The following is a 17847-nucleotide window of genomic DNA, read 5'->3' as shown; positions in this document are numbered from 1 at the left end:
AAGCCCAAAGAGATGCCCGGACGATACAAAGGATTAGCGTTATCAGCCATACTTATCGCGGTACTGTACTTGCTTTACACCGGAATCCGAAAAGGCGATGCATATACCTCAACAAATGAATATTGCAACAGTTGTCACGTCCATAATCACAACTACAGTTCCTGGAACAAATCAATTCATCACCGCAATGACTCTGTTAAAGCAGGCTGTGTTGATTGCCATCTTCCACCGAGGGGCCAGGGCTATTACCAGGCCAAAATAAAAGCCGGCTTAAACGATTTATATGCCTATCATTTTAAAGATCACGACTCCATTGACTGGCTTGCCAAATCACAAACAGATCAGGCTCAACGCCATGTTTTTAAAAACTCGTGCATTCAATGTCACCCTGATTTATTTCCGCAAAGCCTTTCAGAAAAAGGCCAAAAGGGACACCTGAAATATCACCTCAATCCAACAAAGATGCATTGTATCGAATGTCATCTGCATACGGGGCACACCCCCGACTATAAATCGTTGATCCGGCCGGTAAAAACAACATCGACAGACACCATCTATCAGCATTCACACACAATAAAAAAATTAGCCAATTTCACAGAAACCATCCCCAACAGTAGACTCTCGTTTACGATGATCGCCATTCCAGGTGGTGCAACAACTTTCCGCGAAAACAACCAACAAACCGAGATCAATATCTCAGCCTTTTTTATTGGCGAGATTGAAGTAAGCTGGAATTTATACCTGCTCTTTTTAAGCGAAACCGAAGGCCAGGGGCGCAACGAGAAATCGGTGGATGGCATTAGCGGAGCCACGCCTCCATGGGGTAACCCGGATCAGGGCTGGGGCATGGGTTCGCGCCCGGCCATCACCATGACCCACCATGCAGCAACCGTATTCTGCCAATGGCTAAGCCAAAAAACCGGCAAAAGCTACCGCTTGCCCACTGAAGCTGAATGGGAACGAGCAGCACAAATGGCGACAAAAGACCGATTAATCACGAAAGAGACAGCCAACTACGATACTCAATCCACCATTGAGCCATCCGATGTCAACAGCGATGCTATCGGAGCCCGAAATCTGTTTGGAAATGTAAAGGAATTTTGCGCCGACAGTTACACCGAAGACCGGATGTCCTACTATTCGAAGTTTAAAAATGATCCTGTTATTTTGGACAGCTTGAGTGCTGAACATGTCATCAAGGGAGGATCTTTTAAATCTGATCGGGACGAACTTCGTCCAACGCAACGCGAATCAACCCAAACGGAGCGCTGGCTACGAACCGATCCGCAGATGCCGAAGAGTATTTGGTGGTACTCGGACTGTAACGATGTAGGATTTCGCGTTGTCCTTCCCTATCAACCTGAATAAAAGATTTTATTTTATGAAAGACTACTCCAGACGAAATTTCCTGAGCAAAATAGCCATCGGCAGCACTGCTGTAATGGCGTACAGTACCTATTCGTGTAACCGCTCGAGTACAAAAATTGATTTGCCACTAAAAGCTTCTGACGGCAAAATACTGAAAGCCGGGCTGATTGGATGTGGTTCCCGAGGAACCGGAGCAGCCATTAACTTCCTGGACGCCGGGCCCAACCTCGAGTTAGTGGCTTTAGGCGATATTTTTCAGGATAAACTAAACAAGTGCCGCCAAAATATCCGGGAGAAGCGCAAGGTTGAGATAAGCGATCAAAACTGTTTTGTTGGAGTGGACGCTTATGAAAAGGTTATGGATGCCGGTGTTGATCTTGTTATTCTGGCCACCCCACCCTACTTCAGGCCTGAACACTTTAAGGCTGCGATTCGCAACAACAAACATGTTTTTATGGAAAAGCCAGTGGCTGTTGATCCGGTTGGCGCCCGATCAATCATGCTTGACGGCATACAGGCACAAGAAAGCGGATTAAAAGTTGTTACGGGCACCATCAAAAGACACCAGCTGGATTATATCAATACGCATAACCGGGTTAAAAACGGCACTATTGGTGAAATCATTTCGGGAAACTGCTATTATATGCAGGGAAAACTGTGGCATGTTAACCCGCAGGCTCAATGGAGCGAAATGGAAGCCATGATCCGCAATTGGGTAAACTGGACCTGGCTATCGGGCGATCACATTGTGGAACAACACATTCACAATATCGACCTGATGAACTGGTTTATCGGATCTCACCCTGAATCAGCAACTGGCTTTGGGAGCCGCCAGCGCCGCATTACCGGAGATCAATATGATAACTTCAGTATTGATTTCACCTATCCGGGCAATGTTCATGTTAACAGTATGTGCCGACAGATCAATGGCTGCACCAACCAGGTGAGCGACCTGATTCGGGGAACCAAAGGCTATACCAATTGTGAAAACACGATTTTCTCCAATTCCGGCGAGATCAGCTGGAAATACCCCTTAAGTGAAGAGCAGGAAAAAGATCCGCTGTATTTCTTCCGAAGATCGTACACCCAAGAACTGGTCGACTTGGTAGAAGCCATCAGAACAGGAACCGAGCTGAATGATGCCGTCATTACCGCCGAGTCAACCTTAACGGCAATAATGGGTCGAATGTCGGCCTACACCGGACAAACAGTGAGCTGGGATGAAGTACTCAACAGCGAACTGAGACTCGGCCCTAAAACATTTGTTATGGGACAGGTGGATATGAATAAGTCGATACCTGTCCCCGGGCAATAAACGGTTGATTTAGCCTGATAACCTTCGGCTTAATCCGGTGACTTTGCGCCTCCTTCGCGTTTGCTGATTTTAACAGCAAAATTCGCAAAGAAGACGTAAAGCTCACCGATGGCCGGACTTATGCACTTGTTGAGGGATTGAAGGAATGAAGGAATGAAGGAGTGAAGGAGTGAAGGAGTGAAGGACTGACAGCTCAATGCCCCAAGAACCATGGAATGACAATAAATGACTAATCTCCAGATTACTCGACATTCGGATTATCGGACTCATGCGCTCTGGACTTATGCACTAACAATAAATGACGATAAATGACAACCCATGACTAATGACTCCCGGCTGAACACTGCGACTTATTGAAGGATTGAGGGACTGACAGCTCAATGACCCAATGACCATCAAATGACAACGAATGACTCCCGTCTCTTCACTCACTACTCACTACTCACTACTCACTACTCACTACTCACTACTCACTACTCACTACTCAAAACTCAAGACTCAAGCCTCACATCTCCCAAACCTTGATGCTCACCCAGGCCAGCTGCAATTGTTTTTCAGCTTCGTACAGTTCATCCACGGCCTGGTAGTCATACTGCAGTTCGAGCAGATAGTCGATCAACGAAATCTGTCCGGCCTCGAGTGCATCATCCAGCAAGTCCTGTTGCCGAAACGAAGCGAGCTGCCGGCGCATATCATCCACCCGAGCCGAGGCCAGCTCAACAGCACGATAGCGTTGATACAGCTCCGCTTTCAACTGAAGTTGAACGCTTTGCTGCTCCAACACTGCCGCTTCCTGTCGCAGGCGAGCAGCTTTTACAGCCTGTTTATTCTCCCAGAGCGGAACCGACAGCCCCAAGGTAACTCCCTGAAATTGCTCGCCAACAGTTTTCTCCATCATATAGCCACCGCTGATGCTGGGCAAGCTCCGGCTTTGGTTCAGCTTTACGGCGCGTTTGGCGGCATCGGCTTCCAGCACATACCAGCGGGCCTGCGGATTTTGCGCCAGCAGCTGGCTAGCCCAGCGCTCGAAATCGGGTGGCAAGACTACCGCCTCGTAGCTGGTTCGAGCAACCGGCAGTGGCTGGTTTCCGTTAAGGGCTTCCAGGCTAAGTTGAAGCAGCTCCCGTTCCTGCTGCAAAGCATCCAGCGTTTTTTGGGCTTGCAGCTGATTCAAGGCTGCTTTATTCCGATCAATCCGGTTGGCATCGCCGGCCACCAGACGCTCCGCATAGGCATCGGCCAACGCCTGAGCCTGCCGGCTTCGTTCTTCTTGAATGGCAATGCGCTGGTTCAGCGACACCAGCTCCACCCACAGCTGAGCAGCTTGCTGCATCACCTCCAAACGAAATTGATCGCTGCTCATCTCCGCCTGCTGATCGCGCAAATCGGCCAGTTTCCGTTGATGGTGATAAACCGTTGGAAAAGCCAATTCCTGGCTCACCGAAAAGTCTTTACGATGTCCTATAGCCGAAGGACTTCCCCATAGGTAGCCGCCTTCTATCTGCGGATTATCGGGCGTGTTGCCCAGTCGGTTTTCGACCTGTTGCGCCTTGGCCCCGGCCTGCTGTGCCCGGTAGGCCATATTGTTGGCAACAATGGTTTGCAAGCATTCATCCAGGCTTTGCTGTGCCGGAGCAGCGCTTGCCCCCAGCACAAATAGCAAACTATATAGTAGTTTCTTCATTTTCCCGCTGTTTTAAAAGTCCGAAGCGGTGCAGCAGCTGATAGGCTACCGGCACCAGGTAAATGTTTAATAAGGTTGACGACAATAGTCCGCCGAGAATCACTTTGGCCATGGGACTTTGAATTTCGTTGCCCGGAGCATCGCCATTCATCGCCAGTGGAACCAAGGCCAAAGCAGCTGTCAGAGCCGTCATCAGGATCGGGTTTAGCCGGTCAACCGAACCGCGGATCAGGATGTCGCCCAGCTTCAGGCCCTGTTCTTCCATTTGCTGAAAGCGCGACACCAGCAAAATACCGTTGCGCGTAGCAATGCCAAACAAGGTGATAAAACCGATAATGGCCGGAATGCTGATAATGCCGGATGTCAACCAAACGGCCACCACTCCCCCGATCATGGCCATGGGCAAGTTCAGCAGAATGATGCCCGCCAGTTTCAGGTTCTTAAATTCCTGATAGAGCAATAAAAAGATGATCAGAATGGCCAGAGCTGTTGTCAGCGCAAGTGTTCTCGAGGCCCGAGCTTCACTTTCAAACTGCCCGCCATATTCCACCCGGTAGCCTTCAGGCAATGTTACATGCTCGTTAATAATTTGCTGAATGTCGTTTACAGCGCCACGCAGGTCGCGACCGCTCACATTGGCCGACACCACAATCTTACGTTGCACATTCTCGCGGCTGATACCGTTGGGGCCAGCTGCTGAGATAATATCGGCCACTTCTTCTAACGGCACCTTCCCTCCCTGGCGGGTGTCAATCAAAGCAGTTCTGATGCCATCGATGGTCGTGGTAAATTCGGGTTGGAAACGCAGAAACAGGTCGAAGCGGCGTTGTCCTTCATAAATATCGCCCAGTTTTTCGCCGCCAATAGCCTGCTCAACAAAATGATTAAACTCCTCGATACTGATGCCGTAATGTGCCAGCATGCTGCGGCGTGCACGAATCTGAATTTGCGGCACCTCCACCTGCTGCTCCACATTCACATCCACCAAACCGTCAACGTCAGCAATCTCGTGCTGAATTTGACGACCGATACGGTACAAGTCGGTTAACTCGGGGCCAAACAGCTTAATGGCAATATTGGCGCGTGTTCCCGACAGAATATGGTCGATGCGGTGGCCAATAGGCTGCCCGACGGTTGCTGCAATACCCGGAATCCGTTTCAGTTTTTCGCGCACCTCGGCTTTAAAAGCTTCAGCCGGGCGATCTTTCAAGCTAAAGCGCACCTCCAGCTCGGCACTATTGGTTGCCTGCGAATGTTCGTCCAGCTCGCCCCTGCCCGTACGGCGCGCCGTACTGATGACTTCGGGCACCGACAGCAATTGCGCTTCAATCAAACGTCCCAATTGGTTGCTTTCATCCAACGAAATTCCCGGTTCGCTAACCGCTGTAATGGTTAAAGCCCCCTCGTTAAATTCGGGAAGAAAGCTGCGCCCCATACCGCTGAGCAACCACACCGATGCCACCAGTAGCGCTAAGGCAGAGCCGAGCACGAGCTTTTTATGGCGAAATGCCTGTAATAGAGAACGTTCGTAGTAAAGGTTCATCTTGCGGCTTAGCCAATTCTCGCGACTCTTTTTCTTCAAATACTTGTCGCTGGTCAGTAACAGGCGACACAACAAGGGAGTGAGTGTCATGGCCACAATTAACGAGACAAACAGCGAAACGATATAGGCGATTCCCAGCGGCTTGAGCATACGCCCTTCCATGCCCGACAGAAAAAACAGGGGAATGAAAGCTACGATAATGATCAGCGTGGCATTGAAGATCGATGAACGGATCTCGCGGGAAGCTTCATACACAACTTTCCAGGCCTGCTGCCGCTCGCCCTGGGGCAACTGTTGGTTTTGCCGCAAGCGTTTGAAGACATTCTCCACATCGATAATGGCATCGTCAACCAGCGAGCCGATAGCGATGGCCATGCCCCCCAGACTCATCGTATTGATGCTTAGCCCCCAGGCTTTCATCACCAGCACGGCTCCCAGCAACGACAGCGGAATGGCCAACAGCGAAATAACCGTTGTCCGAAAACTACCCAGGAACAAAAACAGGATGATGATCACAAACAGCGCGCCCTCGAGCAAGGCATCCTGCACATTGTGTACGGCAGTTTCAATAAAGTCGGCCTGCCGGAAGATATGCGTATCCAACACCACATCGAGGGGCAAGGTATTTTGCAGAGCTGCCAGGTTTTCCGAGATCTTGCGGGTCAACTCCAGGGTATTGGTATTGGGCTGTTTGGAAACCGACAAGATCACGGCGGGTTTCGCATTTTGCGAGGCATAGCCCATTTTTACAGCGGCCCCGATTTTCAGCTCCGCCACATCGTCGACATAAACGGGCTGCCCGTTATGCTGCTTAATGAAGCTGCGTCCCAGCTCCTCCAGCTCATCGGAACGTGCCATACCACGCACCACATACTCGTTGCCATACTGACGAACCACGCCGCCGGTTGCATTATTGCTCATGCCGGCACAGGCGGAAGTCAGCTCATCGAGGCTTAGGCCATAATAGTCCATCAGCCGCGGATTGGCCAGCACCTGGTACTGCTTGTAGTCGCCGCCAATGATGGTTACCTGCGACACCCCTCCCGTTGCCAGCAACACCGGCTTTACATTCCAGTCGGCCATGGTGCGCAAATCCATCATCGAGGTTGAATCGGCCTGCATGCCAATAAACATCACCTCGCCCATTACGCTCGACTGTGGCGCCATAATCGGCTGCCCAACACCAACCGGCATTTGCCCGGCCAGTCCGACCAGCTTTTCACTCACGATTTGCCGGGCCCGAAAGACATCGGTCCCCCAGTCGAATTCAATCCACACAAACGAAAAGCCCTGCGATGATTTGGACCGCACGCGGCGCACATCGCTGGCTCCGTTCACCGCTGTCTCAATAGGAAACGTGACCAGGCGCTCCACCTCTTCGGCGGCCATCCCGTGGGCATCGGTCATCACCACAACAGTTGGTGCTGTGAGGTCGGGAAACACATCCACATCCATATCGCGGGCAACATAAACGCCCGCAAAAAGCAGGATGGCTGCCCCCAGTAAGACGATCAGCTTATTTTGAAGCGAAAATCTGATTATTCTATCCAGCATCATTCCTCCTTTCGCTTAATGAACATGTCCCGCATGCGGATCGAGTGTATTCGACACCGAAGCCAGCTTCACCAGCACAGCACCTCGGGTCACAATCCGTTCTCCTTCAGCCAAGCCTTCACGAACCACCGTTTCTACCCCATTGGATGCTCCGGGGAACACCTGGCGTTTTTCGAACAACTCGGGATTCAACTGCACATAAACGAAGTAATTGCCTTGCTGTTCGAGCAATGCCTCGTTGGGCACGACCACCACCGACTGATCGGCTGAACAAGTAATATTTAGTTCGATCAGGCTGCCGGGCAGTAAATCGCCGTTATTGCTGGCTTCGAAACAAACCGGCAAACGAAAGCTGCTTTCATCCACCCGCTGGCCAACCGAAAGCAGTTTTGCCGGAATCTGTTGCCAACTCCCGGCAGCACCTTTATAGCTTAGCGCTGTTATGGCCGCCAAATCGCTGCTGTAACGACTCGGAACATGGGCAACCAACTGCACATTGGCATACGATGCCAGCGTTACCAGAGGCTGACCCTTGTCGACATGCTGCCCGTTTTGCACCTGCACCTTTTCCAGTACACCGGCCAATGCGGCATAGACAGCCTGCTCGCCGGCCCGAAAATTTTGTTGCAGGTTATCGAATTTTGCCTTTGCTTTCTCGTATCGGTTTTGCGCCTCCTGAAACTCGCGACGTGAAACAATTTCCTTTTCCGCCAACTGGCTCATCCGCTCGTATTCGCTTTGGGCAAGCTGGTAATCTGCTCTGGCCGATTGATAGACCAGCTCGGCATTATCGTCTCCCATTCCCGCTCCGCTGATGGTCAATAAAGCCTGCCCTGCCCTTACCCGACTGCCGGCAACCAGGCTGTTCGAGGCCAGGCTGACCGTTCCTGACGTTTGTGCAGTCAGCGTATGCGATTTGGCGGGCAAGGACTCAACACGGGCCGTTGTGTGAATCAGCTGTCCGATGGGTGCCAAACGCGCCACGTCGGTTGCAAAAGCGACCTTCCAGGATTGCTCTTTGGTGAAGCTCACCGCATTGGCCGCGGGCTCTTCGTCCTCCAAATCGTGGTGTGGCTCATGATCGTCGGCGTAAACCCGAACAGGCACATCGATCCGCTGCTGCTTATCGTTTACAAAGATGGTTAGTCGCCCGTCACCTGCTTGTGATGCTTTCAGCTTTAACTGATAAATCCCGGGGATTTTAGGCTCAACTTCAGCCTTAACAGTCTCGTGACCGACCTTCAACTCGGCAGTCAAGCCGTCATCCTGTAGCGGCTTAAAGTCGGTAAGCTTTGTTAAATGCGCCAATATCGCGACCTCTTCGCCTGCGACCAACGGTTCAGTCTCTGCAAAAAGCTCATAACGATCAGTATATTGAATAAGTTGCTGATGAATATCAGCATGATGGTGATGTTCCTCCGAGGCATGCTCATGCCCTTCTTCATCATGATGATTTTCCTTTTCGGTATGACCGGCACAAGCCGCCAACAGCAAGGCAAGCCCAATCACACTAACAAAATATGCTTTCATAAATTTCGTGTAAAATGAATAGATAACGAACCAACAGTGGCGAACAACTGTCGATGCGCCAATATCGGGTACCGTTCAGCCGTGGCTTAAACGGTCAAAAAAAAACGATCTTACACGAATACCGGGGGCCCGCGCAGGGCAAAGGTTTTGAGATAGGGATCAGAAATATGCGGCAAGCGATACTCGGGCCAGGCCGACAACTCGTCCTTCGGAATAATCAAGTGACGCAGGAGGATGGCCTGCAGAGTATAGGCGCCCAACACAACTGACTTGCCGGGAACCGGCCGAACATCGAAATGACAGGCTGCTTGTTGTTCATTGTGATGATCAGAAGAACTGTCGGCACAAAGCTCGGCAAGTTGATGCTCGTGCACAATCTCCTGACAACATTCGTCTTTAAACGACTTTTCGTGATGATGATGTGGCACCATAGCATGCCCCATAACGACCAGATAGATCGTCAGCAACAAGTAAGAAACAAAGCGCTGCATTTTCATCATGGTGCAAAAATAAGCTTTTTACCGACCTGGAAAAATCTTCTATTCTTCGGAGCAAGCCGATTTCGTTCGTTTTACGAACTTGCCCGAAGGAAGTTGTCGTGGCAGTGAACAGCAAATATGCAAATTCAGGAAGCCCTTAAACACTAAAGTTCTCCACTATTCGTTTCATACAATAAACAAAGAGACCGAGGAGTCTGCCATTCATTTTGTCTATTTTAAATTGAAAATATGAAAGGATCTTTACTTTTCAAATCAATCTGCTTCAGCTTACTCACCGCGCTTGCAACAAACAGCCTGGCACAAAGCCGGGTTATTCGCAACAGTGGCTTTTACTATACGCTGGAGGCTGGTGCCGGCTATGGCTTAAAAATGAAGACCGACTATTGGGCCGTCGATATTAAAAACGACTTTTCACCTTTTAACTTTGGAGCCAAAGCCACAGCAAACATCTTCCTGAACGATTTTTTCTCGGTCGGTGCCGGACTGGCTTACAGTGAGTACCGCAGTCCGCAGATGCGCACACTTCCGGTGACGGCCAACATCAAACTGTTTGCTACCAAACAAGCCCGTTCCGCCTTTGTGTACGTCGATGGAGGATATGCCATGCGGACCGATGCCGACAAACAACACAAGGGGCCGCTGTACGAAGCTGGTGTGGGTTATCGTCTGCCGTTGAGAAGCCGCCGCGACTTTTTGATGTTTAAACTGGGCTACAGTTACTTTAAAACCAAGCACTGGGAGTGGGCACCTCCTCCTCCCGACGAGGAATATCCCAATGGTCATACTTTTTTCGATGGAAGTACCCCTCAGAGGTATTACCTGGAGCGGCCGGCCATTGCCTTCAGTATTTGCTTCTATCATTCAACGCGTTAATCAGGCTTGCCAAACGGGGAGCACCACAAGGCCAGGCCGCCGGATCATCGTGTGACCTTGACCCATTTTGGGACGCCACCCCGACAACTTGAGAAAACAACGACAACAGCCTGGTCGAAAATCCTAAACTTTCATTCCTGTTGGTGATTCCCGGGAATCATGTAGGTTTTTTCTGAAAGTCTCTTCGGGTGATGCACCCGCCTGCGGTAGGCAGGGTTTCCAAACCGCATCTGGGATGTATTGAATAGGGGTTCAGCTTCAACCGGTAGCCAGACTTCTTTTGTAGCAAACCAGCGCTGATGTGAGTTGCCCCAAATCTGGCTGTTTTTCACTCCTACTTTTGAGCAATTCGGATCTTTTGTCCTACCGGACGGGTTTTCATCTTTGGCTTGCCCCAAAGACGAAACAGAAAACGCAAGGCTTATTTTTATCTTCAGGTGTCAGCTTCCGAAAGCTAAGTTCAGCCGGGTGATCTCCTTTCCGGCAGCTGCCGGATCGGAGCTTCCCGGATTCACTAAGCTTCCGGTTCGCCTCCCACCATCGATAAAAAGTAGGCCGGTCCCGCTCCGAGCGAGCTTCCGTCTTCTCTTAAATGCCTTCTGCTGTCTTCCACCACTTTCATCCCTGTTGGTAATTCCCTCCGAATCATGAAGGATTTTTCTGCCTAATTATACCGCCGGAAGAAGCTGTTCATCTGCTGTACCAGCTTCGAGTAGATGGGGCGTGTAAATTCGTAAAACAGATCTTGCGGTCCGGGAGGCAAGACCGCTTCATTCCCCAGAATTGCCAGTTCCTGCTCGTTCAGCACCCGCTGGTCGCCCACAAAAATGCCGTATTGATTTTGCCACATAAACTCGCCGGGGATGTTATTATTCAGCAAGCTGCGTTTCGCCTGGAAATCGGTGATATCAAGCCTGACCACTCCCGCCGAGTAAACTTCGTCGGTCATCACCTTCATTTTACCACGCACGGTTATAAGGCGTTTTTCGGTGCGCACCGAGTCACGCGAGATCCGCTTTTCATATACTTCTTCAATTTCGCGCTTCAGGCTTCGCTCTTGCTCGTAGTGCTTGGGCCGCTCGATATAGAAATCCATAAAATTCAGTTTCACCACCAAATCCGGGTATTTTAACTGCGTTTGTTCGGCTTCTTCGGGCGAGTAAAAATTAACAAAACTCTGCTCCGGGTACAACTGGTTCATTCTGTTCATCAGTTCCGAATAGAAGAAGTCGGCATTCAGCTCGTAACGCATCGATGGTGCCGGAAGCGGCTCAATCACCACCCGCGTTGTTGCGCGGTCTTTGGCTTCATTCATCAACGAAACAGCATCTTTGTATGCAGGTACCAGCGTAGTACAACGCTGCAAATGCCGATAAGCCTGCTTGGCATCTTCTTTAGTCTGCAAGTCGAGCAAACTGAGCGCAGCAACATAATGTTCTTCGGCCGCCCGCTGTGTCACATCGGCCAACTCGCTGGTGTACATCTTTGGCGAGGGTATCAACCTACGCGAAGCCGGGATCTGGCGAATCTGATCCGATATGCGATTCACCTCCTGCATAATCGACAAGGTGGTGTTCCATTTAAACGGATCGTTGCCTGATAGCGCAAGATCGATTTCCTCCTGATAAAACTGCATTGCCATGGGATAACCCTTGGCAACAACATCCTGTGCTTTACGGTTATCGGGATGCTGACTTAAGCGATTGGTTGCTTTTGCAATTGCTTCGCGGAAATTTCCCTGATCCAGGGCTTTGCGCCCCGAGGTACAGGCAGCCACACTTATTGCGATTAAAATGAAGACGTAAAATTTTCTCATTCGTTTGGATTTTGTTCTGTACACAAGCATTTGCAGACAATGATAAAAGAAAAAATTGACAAATCAGGAGCACAACAACTTAATTCCCGCAAAGCAGTATCAAACGAAAACCATGTTGACTCCGATCTTGTTAAACAGCCCATAGCCATCGGCCAACGGATTTGGCATCATTTGAGCGGCAACGCTACTACTCGCCAATATTTTGGTAAATTTGACTCCGTTAAAAAATCACAACAAGCCCCATGGCCCATTACGACGAAGATTTCAGCAACCTCACACTCACAACAGCGCAGCTTACCGACCAAACATTCGACGGCTGCCATTTTCAATCGTGCACGTTTGAAAACAGCCGGCTTGACTACACCGAGTTTATCGATTGCCGTTTTTCCGGCTGCAATTTCACCATGAGCAAAATCAACCAGGTAAGTCTGAAACAGGTGTACTTTGAAAACTGCAAGCTGGTTGGCTTTGATTTCAGTGCCTGCGTCGATTTTCTGTTCAAGGTTGATTTTGAAAATTGCCTACTCGACTATGCCATCTTCAGCCGTAAAAACATGAAGCAAACCAGCTTTAAACAATGCTCGATCCGCGAGGCCGATTTTTTCGAGGTTAACCTGCAAAAAGCAAATTTCGAGGCTTCAGATTTGGCCGGATCGCAATTTGAAAACTGCAACTTGCAGCAGGCTGATTTCCGCTCGGCAGGCAATTTCATCATCGACCCGGAGCGCAACAAGCTAAAGGGTGCCCGTTTTGCCACTGCCGGCTTAAGCGGCTTGTTACAGAAGTACAAGTTAATTATTGAATAAAAAGAATAGCTATGAACGATAAACTGCAAGCTTTTGGCCAGCTCCTCGAGATTATGAATGAACTGCGCCAAAAATGCCCCTGGGACCGGGAGCAAACTTTCGAGTCGTTGCGAAAATTAACCATCGAAGAGACCTACGAACTGGGTGATGCCATTTTGCAGGCCGACACCGATGAAATTAAAAAAGAACTGGGCGACCTGCTGCTGCACATTGTTTTTTATGCCAAAATAGGTGAGGAAAAACAGGCCTTCGACATTCAAAGCGTGATTGAAAGCCTGAACGAAAAGCTGATCTACCGACACCCGCATATTTACGGGCAGGTGGATGTGCACAACTCGCGCGAGGTGGAACAAAACTGGGAAGCCCTGAAACTAAAAGAAAAAGGCCGCAAGAAGAAAACCGTTCTGGAAGGGGTTCCCGCCTCCTTACCGGCCCTGGTGAAAGCAAACCGGATTCAGGAAAAGGTCAGCGGCGTAGGTTTCGACTGGGAACATCCCGAACAGGTTTGGGAGAAGGTGAAAGAGGAAATCGGGGAGCTGCAGCACGAGATCAACAGCAACGATCAGGATAAAATTGAAGCTGAGTTTGGAGATTTGTTCTTTGCCCTGGTCAACGCTGCACGCCTGTACAAAATTGACCCCGAGGCAGCCCTGGAACGCACCAACCTGAAATTTATGAAACGCTTTAACTACCTGGAAAGCCAAACCCTAAAAAAAGGCATCGACCTGAAAACAATGCCCCTGGCCGAAATGGATAAATACTGGGAAGAAGCCAAAAAAATGGAATAATACCGGTTGGGATTTGAAACCCAATAAATTCACCTTGTCTTTTATTGGGTTTCAAACAGCCACCGGCATCGAAGCATCCTATTTAATGCTGAAAATTAGCTTCGCCGAAGTACTCGGGCTTACGGGTGCTTCCCATTGTCGCTACTCCAGAACATCGAAGGAACGAAGCTGAATGTAGTCAGCCAATGTTAAAGGGGTATTCAGCACAACTCCCCCCAGCAGAAACATTCGCCGGGCATTAAATTGTTCTTTAATTCGGGCGGCCTGTTCCAGCACAAAAGCATGACTTTCGCCATACACCAGATCAACCAACTTCAGCTCGGGAGCCAGCTGCGGGATTTCGTTCAGATGCGGCAGAAACATCTGCTTGATGCGCCACTGCTGGTAGTCGGCGTGGTTCAACTCCGGCTTGGCACCGCCGCTTTCCACCAACTGCTGATAAGCCCCTAAAGCGGCACCACAGGACAGCGTATCGCGTTGCTGCCCCACCCGGTGCACATAGCCATTTCGCGCAGCATCGATGCCAATATGTGGCCCGTAAAAAATAAAGGCATTGCCCCCATCGGGAATATGGTCGCCAAAAGCATTGAAGCCTGTTACTCCCGTGAAGGGATAACCGCTGATGCCGCCCAGCGCAAAAGCAGGCCCGAACAGCTCCCGGATCTTTTCAACAACCGGGTTATTCAGCTCATCGGGGCAAAGCGAATAGGCGGCAATGGTTTCTTTCGGCATCAGCTGATAGTCTGCTTTTAGTTGCCGGTAACAGTCGTCCAGAACGTCCTCAAAAGGAGCTGCTCCGGGAAAGAGCGAGTGAATCCGCTCAATAGTCTTGTTCATCCTTATCTATTTTCAAATCGGTCTTGTCAATCAACCGGTGGCTCCCAGCGCGTTGGCAATGGCATTTACACATTGCAGCAAGGCAAACAAATAGTGATCTTCATCTTTCGACTTTGTTTTTTTGGCCTCGCGCCATTTTTGCAGCAACTCCACCTGGGCATCGTGCAAATTATCGAGAGCCTCGGCTCTAAGTATGGTTGAATAGTAATGATTGATCCGTCGTTCGTTAATTGGCCGCTTCAACACATCGGCCACCATGCTGCGCGTGAGTTTTAATTCATTCTGAATGACCTCCATAATCCGGTCGCGAATCTGCTGATCCTCCACCAGCGAGGCATATTTAGCCATGATACGCTCATCGGTTGCCGCCAGGCTGCTGTCCAGATTGGTCATCACGTAGCGCACAAAAGGATCGTACTCCACAAATTGAAGCAAACGGTTGTACTCCGTCGGATTTTCATTTTTCAGCTCACTAAGGGTTGAACCGACGCCGTACCAACTGGTAATATTGAAACGCGATTGCGACCAACTGAACACCCAGGGAATAGCCCGAAGGTCTTCCATACTGCGTTTGCCGGTACGCCGTGCCGGGCGCGAGCCTATTTTGCTCGACTCGATCACATCAATCGGTGTCGCCTGCGAAAAGAAGCTGATAAAGTCCGGATCGGAGATCAGCTGCCGGTAATGGTGGCGTCCCCGGTCGCCCAGCCGGCGAAACAGACTTTCAACTTCCTCGCTTTGCCCGTTGGTATTTTGGTGCAAAACTGTTTGAGCGGTTACGCTCGAGACCATCAGCTCGAGATTATAAGCCGCATTCACCAGGTTGGCATATTTGCGTTCAATGGTTTCGCCCTGTTCCGTTACCCGGAACTTGCCATTGATGGAGCCATAAGGCAAGGTTTTTATGAACCAATGGCTGGGCCCTGCTCCGCGGCTGATGCTACCGCCGGTTCCATGAAAGAAGCGAATTTTCACACCATGCTTCTGCCCGATCTCCGTAAGTTCTTTCTGCGCTTCGTGCAAAAACCAGGAGCTTGCCAAAATGCCCCCATCCTTATTGCTGTCGGAGTAGCCCACCATCACATCCTGAATAAGCTCGCCGCTGGGGTTTTCCCACGACTGCAATCGCAAGCTTTGCTGAACAATGGGCTGACTTAGATAATCATCGAGGATCTGCGGACTTTGCTTCAGGTCTTCAATCGTTTCAAACAAGGGCACAACTGGCAAAACGGCTCCCAGCCTATCATCGCGCTTAACGATGAGCCCCACCTCGCGCAAAAACAAATAAACGGTCAGTAAATCCTCCGTATTGCGGGTCATACTGACGATAATCTTCCCGAAGGCATTGGGGCTGTAACGGTACACATGGTTACTCACCACTTGCAGACAGCCGATAACATTTTGTCCTTCCGCGTCCAAATTTTGATGCTTCACCAGGAAGGGCCGGTTTATCTGCAATTCCTGATCCAGGAAGGCCCGCCGGGCTTCGGACGACTCGTCAAGCTGAGCGGCCTTTTCGGCTCCCAGCGAGGCTGTTATCAGCTGATTGAGGGCTTTGTCGTGATAGGCACTATTTTGGCGGATATCCAGCTTGGCCAGATGAAAACCAAAGATTTTCAGGATCCGCTTGGCACGCCCCACATCGACATGGGCCACCTCGGCAATACCGCATCGTTCCAGCTCCTGGTAAAGCAGGTTCAAATCGGCAATCAAATCAATGGAGCTTCGGTAGCTGTTGGCTTTATCCTCGAGGGAGAGGTTAAATTCGCGCGTCAGGTCGATGGGAATCTTCTGAATCAGAATCAGCACAAAAGCCTTAAAAATTTCTTCGGCATGTTCCTCCAGCTCCAGCTCGGCATTGGCTCCCAGCTCCTCGCGCAGCTGCTGCAAGCGGTTCACAAACGCCTCGCTGACATCCGATATGTTGTGGTAAATACTCAGCTTCTGTGCTAAATCTTTCAGTTCAGTCTTAATAATATAGAAGGCGTGAATGCGAAGTTTCTCCAGCGTTTGGCGGGTTATTTCGGGCGTAACCAGCGGGTGACCGTCGCGATCGCCGCCCACCCAGTTGCCAAAGGACAACACAGGCAACAAATCGGAATTGTTCAGCACCTTGGGATCGAAGCCCGACTCTTTCCAGGCTTGCCGCAGTCGCTTGTCCAGGATCATGATCACCCCGGGGAAGACCTGCGTGAGATAGTGCAGAATATTATCCAGTTCCGACTCCAACCGAGGCTTCTCGATGTAGATTTCACCCACATGCCACAAACGATGCAGGATCTGCTTGATTTCCTGCCGGATTTCGGCTTGTTCGATGCGCGTATACATCTGATTTTCACGTTTCACCAGCAACAAATACAACTTGCGGTATTCCTGCAACACCACGGCTCGCTTAGCCTCGGTGGGGTGAGCCGTCAACACCGGCTCAACAAGCACAGTCGGCAACACTTCCAGAATCTGCTTCTCGGTGATACCGCGGCTTTTCAGATATTTGAACTGATTGGCCCACAAACCATTTACCTGGGCCATATCTTCATCTTCCTTGTGCCGACGACTCTGTACTGCTCCGTTCACCTCAACCAGGTTCAGCAACTGAAAACACATCGACATCAGATGAATGTACTCGTTGCTGATTAAGTCCGGATCGGAGGGCACCGTCGGGTTTAGCCAGGGCAGCAACTCAACCAGCTTTTGCTGGTTATTTTCCTCCAGCACCTCTTTAAAACAGATTAACAGAAAATGAAGGTCATCATAGGGCTTGCCTAATGCATTTTTGACTTGGGTAAAAACTGTATTCATCGTATTATTGGTTTATGAAAACACTTCGGTTATCATTCGGTTCAAAAAAAATGGTCAACCTTATAACGGCTCAACGGGCCGTGGTGTTTACAATTGATGCCAAAATACATCAATGTGATCATATTGCCAAGCCCCTGCGCCGAGCGTAAACCGAAAAACAACCAGTCCGTTAAACGGAGAAGTTCAACCGTAAAAAAAACAGCGGGTTACCTGCCGTATTTTGTTTGGGCACACCGACCGACGACGAACCTTTCGGGCTCATTCCCGTAGCCCTATAAAAAAATCGGAGATCCATTTCGGCAGCACACCGGTCATCAACAACCCGGTTCTTCTTTGCGGATCAACCAGAACTAACCGTTAAGCAAAACCCGGCATTCTTGCTCTCAGATTCCGGGCAGCTATTAACTGCTCCGACAGCCTGTCAAACTCCATTT

Annotated in this window: 13 protein-coding genes; 5 read left to right on the top strand and 8 right to left on the bottom strand. The window is 50.1% G+C overall.

The window, feature by feature from the left end; translation table 11 throughout:
• Positions 1 to 12: 12 nt before the first annotated feature.
• On the top strand, positions 13 to 1368 hold the full coding sequence (locus C8N47_RS11175; protein ID WP_107822641.1) for a NapC/NirT family cytochrome c: 1356 nt from the start codon (positions 13 to 15) through the stop codon (positions 1366 to 1368).
• Between the two features lie 13 nt (positions 1369 to 1381).
• Entirely contained in the window at positions 1382 to 2683 is a 1302-nt protein-coding gene (locus C8N47_RS11170; RefSeq protein WP_211316114.1) for a Gfo/Idh/MocA family protein, read from the top strand.
• 505 nt (positions 2684 to 3188) lie between these two features.
• Here C8N47_RS11170 and C8N47_RS11165 read toward each other — a convergent pair.
• From C8N47_RS11165 to C8N47_RS11150, 4 genes are all read right to left on the bottom strand, one after another.
• A complete protein-coding gene (locus C8N47_RS11165) occupies positions 3189 to 4367 on the bottom strand; it encodes a TolC family protein (protein ID WP_107822640.1) in 1179 nt (392 codons plus the stop codon).
• Positions 4348 to 7467 carry an efflux RND transporter permease subunit gene (locus tag C8N47_RS11160; protein ID WP_211316113.1) on the bottom strand — a complete coding sequence of 1040 codons (3120 nt, stop codon included), beginning with the start codon at positions 7465 to 7467 and terminating at the stop codon, positions 4348 to 4350. The genes C8N47_RS11165 and C8N47_RS11160 overlap by 20 nt, the downstream gene beginning before the upstream one ends.
• Positions 7468 to 7479: 12 nt before the next feature.
• Entirely contained in the window at positions 7480 to 8994 is a 1515-nt protein-coding gene (locus C8N47_RS11155) for an efflux RND transporter periplasmic adaptor subunit (protein ID WP_107822639.1), read from the bottom strand.
• Between the two features lie 110 nt (positions 8995 to 9104).
• A complete protein-coding gene (locus C8N47_RS11150) occupies positions 9105 to 9494 on the bottom strand; it encodes a DUF6769 family protein (protein ID WP_107822638.1) in 390 nt (129 codons plus the stop codon).
• A 228-nt stretch (positions 9495 to 9722) separates the two neighbouring features.
• Between C8N47_RS11150 and C8N47_RS11145 the strand changes: the two genes are divergently transcribed.
• Positions 9723 to 10367 carry an outer membrane beta-barrel protein gene (locus tag C8N47_RS11145; protein ID WP_107822637.1) on the top strand — a complete coding sequence of 215 codons (645 nt, stop codon included), beginning with the start codon at positions 9723 to 9725 and terminating at the stop codon, positions 10365 to 10367.
• A 514-nt stretch (positions 10368 to 10881) separates the two neighbouring features.
• Here the strand turns inward: C8N47_RS11145 and C8N47_RS19000 are convergent.
• Together C8N47_RS19000 and C8N47_RS11135 are read right to left on the bottom strand one after the other, a co-directional pair.
• Positions 10882 to 11016: a hypothetical protein gene (locus C8N47_RS19000; protein ID WP_281257125.1), complete on the bottom strand. Its 135-nt coding sequence runs from the start codon at positions 11014 to 11016 to the stop codon at positions 10882 to 10884.
• A 15-nt stretch (positions 11017 to 11031) separates the two neighbouring features.
• Complete coding sequence (locus tag C8N47_RS11135) at positions 11032 to 12183, bottom strand: hypothetical protein (RefSeq protein WP_146161509.1); 1152 nt, start codon at positions 12181 to 12183, stop codon at positions 11032 to 11034.
• Positions 12184 to 12425: 242 nt separating this feature from the next.
• Here C8N47_RS11135 and C8N47_RS11130 point away from each other — a divergent pair, with 242 nt between their 5' ends.
• Together C8N47_RS11130 and mazG are read left to right on the top strand one after the other, a co-directional pair.
• A complete protein-coding gene (locus C8N47_RS11130) occupies positions 12426 to 12989 on the top strand; it encodes a pentapeptide repeat-containing protein (protein ID WP_107822634.1) in 564 nt (187 codons plus the stop codon).
• Between the two features lie 11 nt (positions 12990 to 13000).
• Positions 13001 to 13777, top strand: coding sequence for a nucleoside triphosphate pyrophosphohydrolase (gene mazG, locus C8N47_RS11125; protein WP_107822633.1), 777 nt, complete (start codon positions 13001 to 13003; stop codon positions 13775 to 13777).
• A 141-nt stretch (positions 13778 to 13918) separates the two neighbouring features.
• Here mazG and C8N47_RS11115 read toward each other — a convergent pair whose 3' ends face one another.
• Complete coding sequence (locus tag C8N47_RS11115) at positions 13919 to 14614, bottom strand: hypothetical protein (RefSeq protein WP_107822632.1); 696 nt, start codon at positions 14612 to 14614, stop codon at positions 13919 to 13921.
• A gap of 30 nt (positions 14615 to 14644) precedes the next feature.
• Positions 14645 to 17413 (bottom strand): phosphoenolpyruvate carboxylase, encoded by a 2769-nt coding sequence (locus tag C8N47_RS11110; protein WP_107822631.1) that lies wholly within the window; start codon positions 17411 to 17413, stop codon positions 14645 to 14647.
• Positions 17414 to 17847 lie beyond the last annotated feature (434 nt).

This window comes from Mangrovibacterium marinum, from assembly GCF_003046625.1.
Taxonomy (GTDB): Bacteria; Bacteroidota; Bacteroidia; order Bacteroidales; family Prolixibacteraceae; genus Mangrovibacterium; species Mangrovibacterium marinum.
The sequence above is the reverse complement of the archived record's forward strand: the minus strand, read 5'-3'. Positions and strand labels throughout refer to the sequence as shown.

Coding starts and splice junctions, on each gene's coding strand:
- C8N47_RS11165 (WP_107822640.1), bottom strand. CDS start 4,367: ATGAAGAAACTACTATATAGTTTGCTATTTGTGCTGGGGGCAAGCGCT.
- C8N47_RS11155 (WP_107822639.1), bottom strand. CDS start 8,994: ATGAAAGCATATTTTGTTAGTGTGATTGGGCTTGCCTTGCTGTTGGCG.
- C8N47_RS11170 (WP_211316114.1), top strand. CDS start 1,382: ATGAAAGACTACTCCAGACGAAATTTCCTGAGCAAAATAGCCATCGGC.
- C8N47_RS11115 (WP_107822632.1), bottom strand. CDS start 14,614: ATGAACAAGACTATTGAGCGGATTCACTCGCTCTTTCCCGGAGCAGCT.
- C8N47_RS11130 (WP_107822634.1), top strand. CDS start 12,426: ATGGCCCATTACGACGAAGATTTCAGCAACCTCACACTCACAACAGCG.
- C8N47_RS11135 (WP_146161509.1), bottom strand. CDS start 12,183: ATGAGAAAATTTTACGTCTTCATTTTAATCGCAATAAGTGTGGCTGCC.
- C8N47_RS11160 (WP_211316113.1), bottom strand. CDS start 7,467: ATGATGCTGGATAGAATAATCAGATTTTCGCTTCAAAATAAGCTGATC.
- C8N47_RS11145 (WP_107822637.1), top strand. CDS start 9,723: ATGAAAGGATCTTTACTTTTCAAATCAATCTGCTTCAGCTTACTCACC.
- C8N47_RS11175 (WP_107822641.1), top strand. CDS start 13: ATGCCCGGACGATACAAAGGATTAGCGTTATCAGCCATACTTATCGCG.
- C8N47_RS11110 (WP_107822631.1), bottom strand. CDS start 17,413: ATGAATACAGTTTTTACCCAAGTCAAAAATGCATTAGGCAAGCCCTAT.
- C8N47_RS11150 (WP_107822638.1), bottom strand. CDS start 9,494: ATGATGAAAATGCAGCGCTTTGTTTCTTACTTGTTGCTGACGATCTAT.
- C8N47_RS19000 (WP_281257125.1), bottom strand. CDS start 11,016: ATGATTCGGAGGGAATTACCAACAGGGATGAAAGTGGTGGAAGACAGC.
- mazG (WP_107822633.1), top strand. CDS start 13,001: ATGAACGATAAACTGCAAGCTTTTGGCCAGCTCCTCGAGATTATGAAT.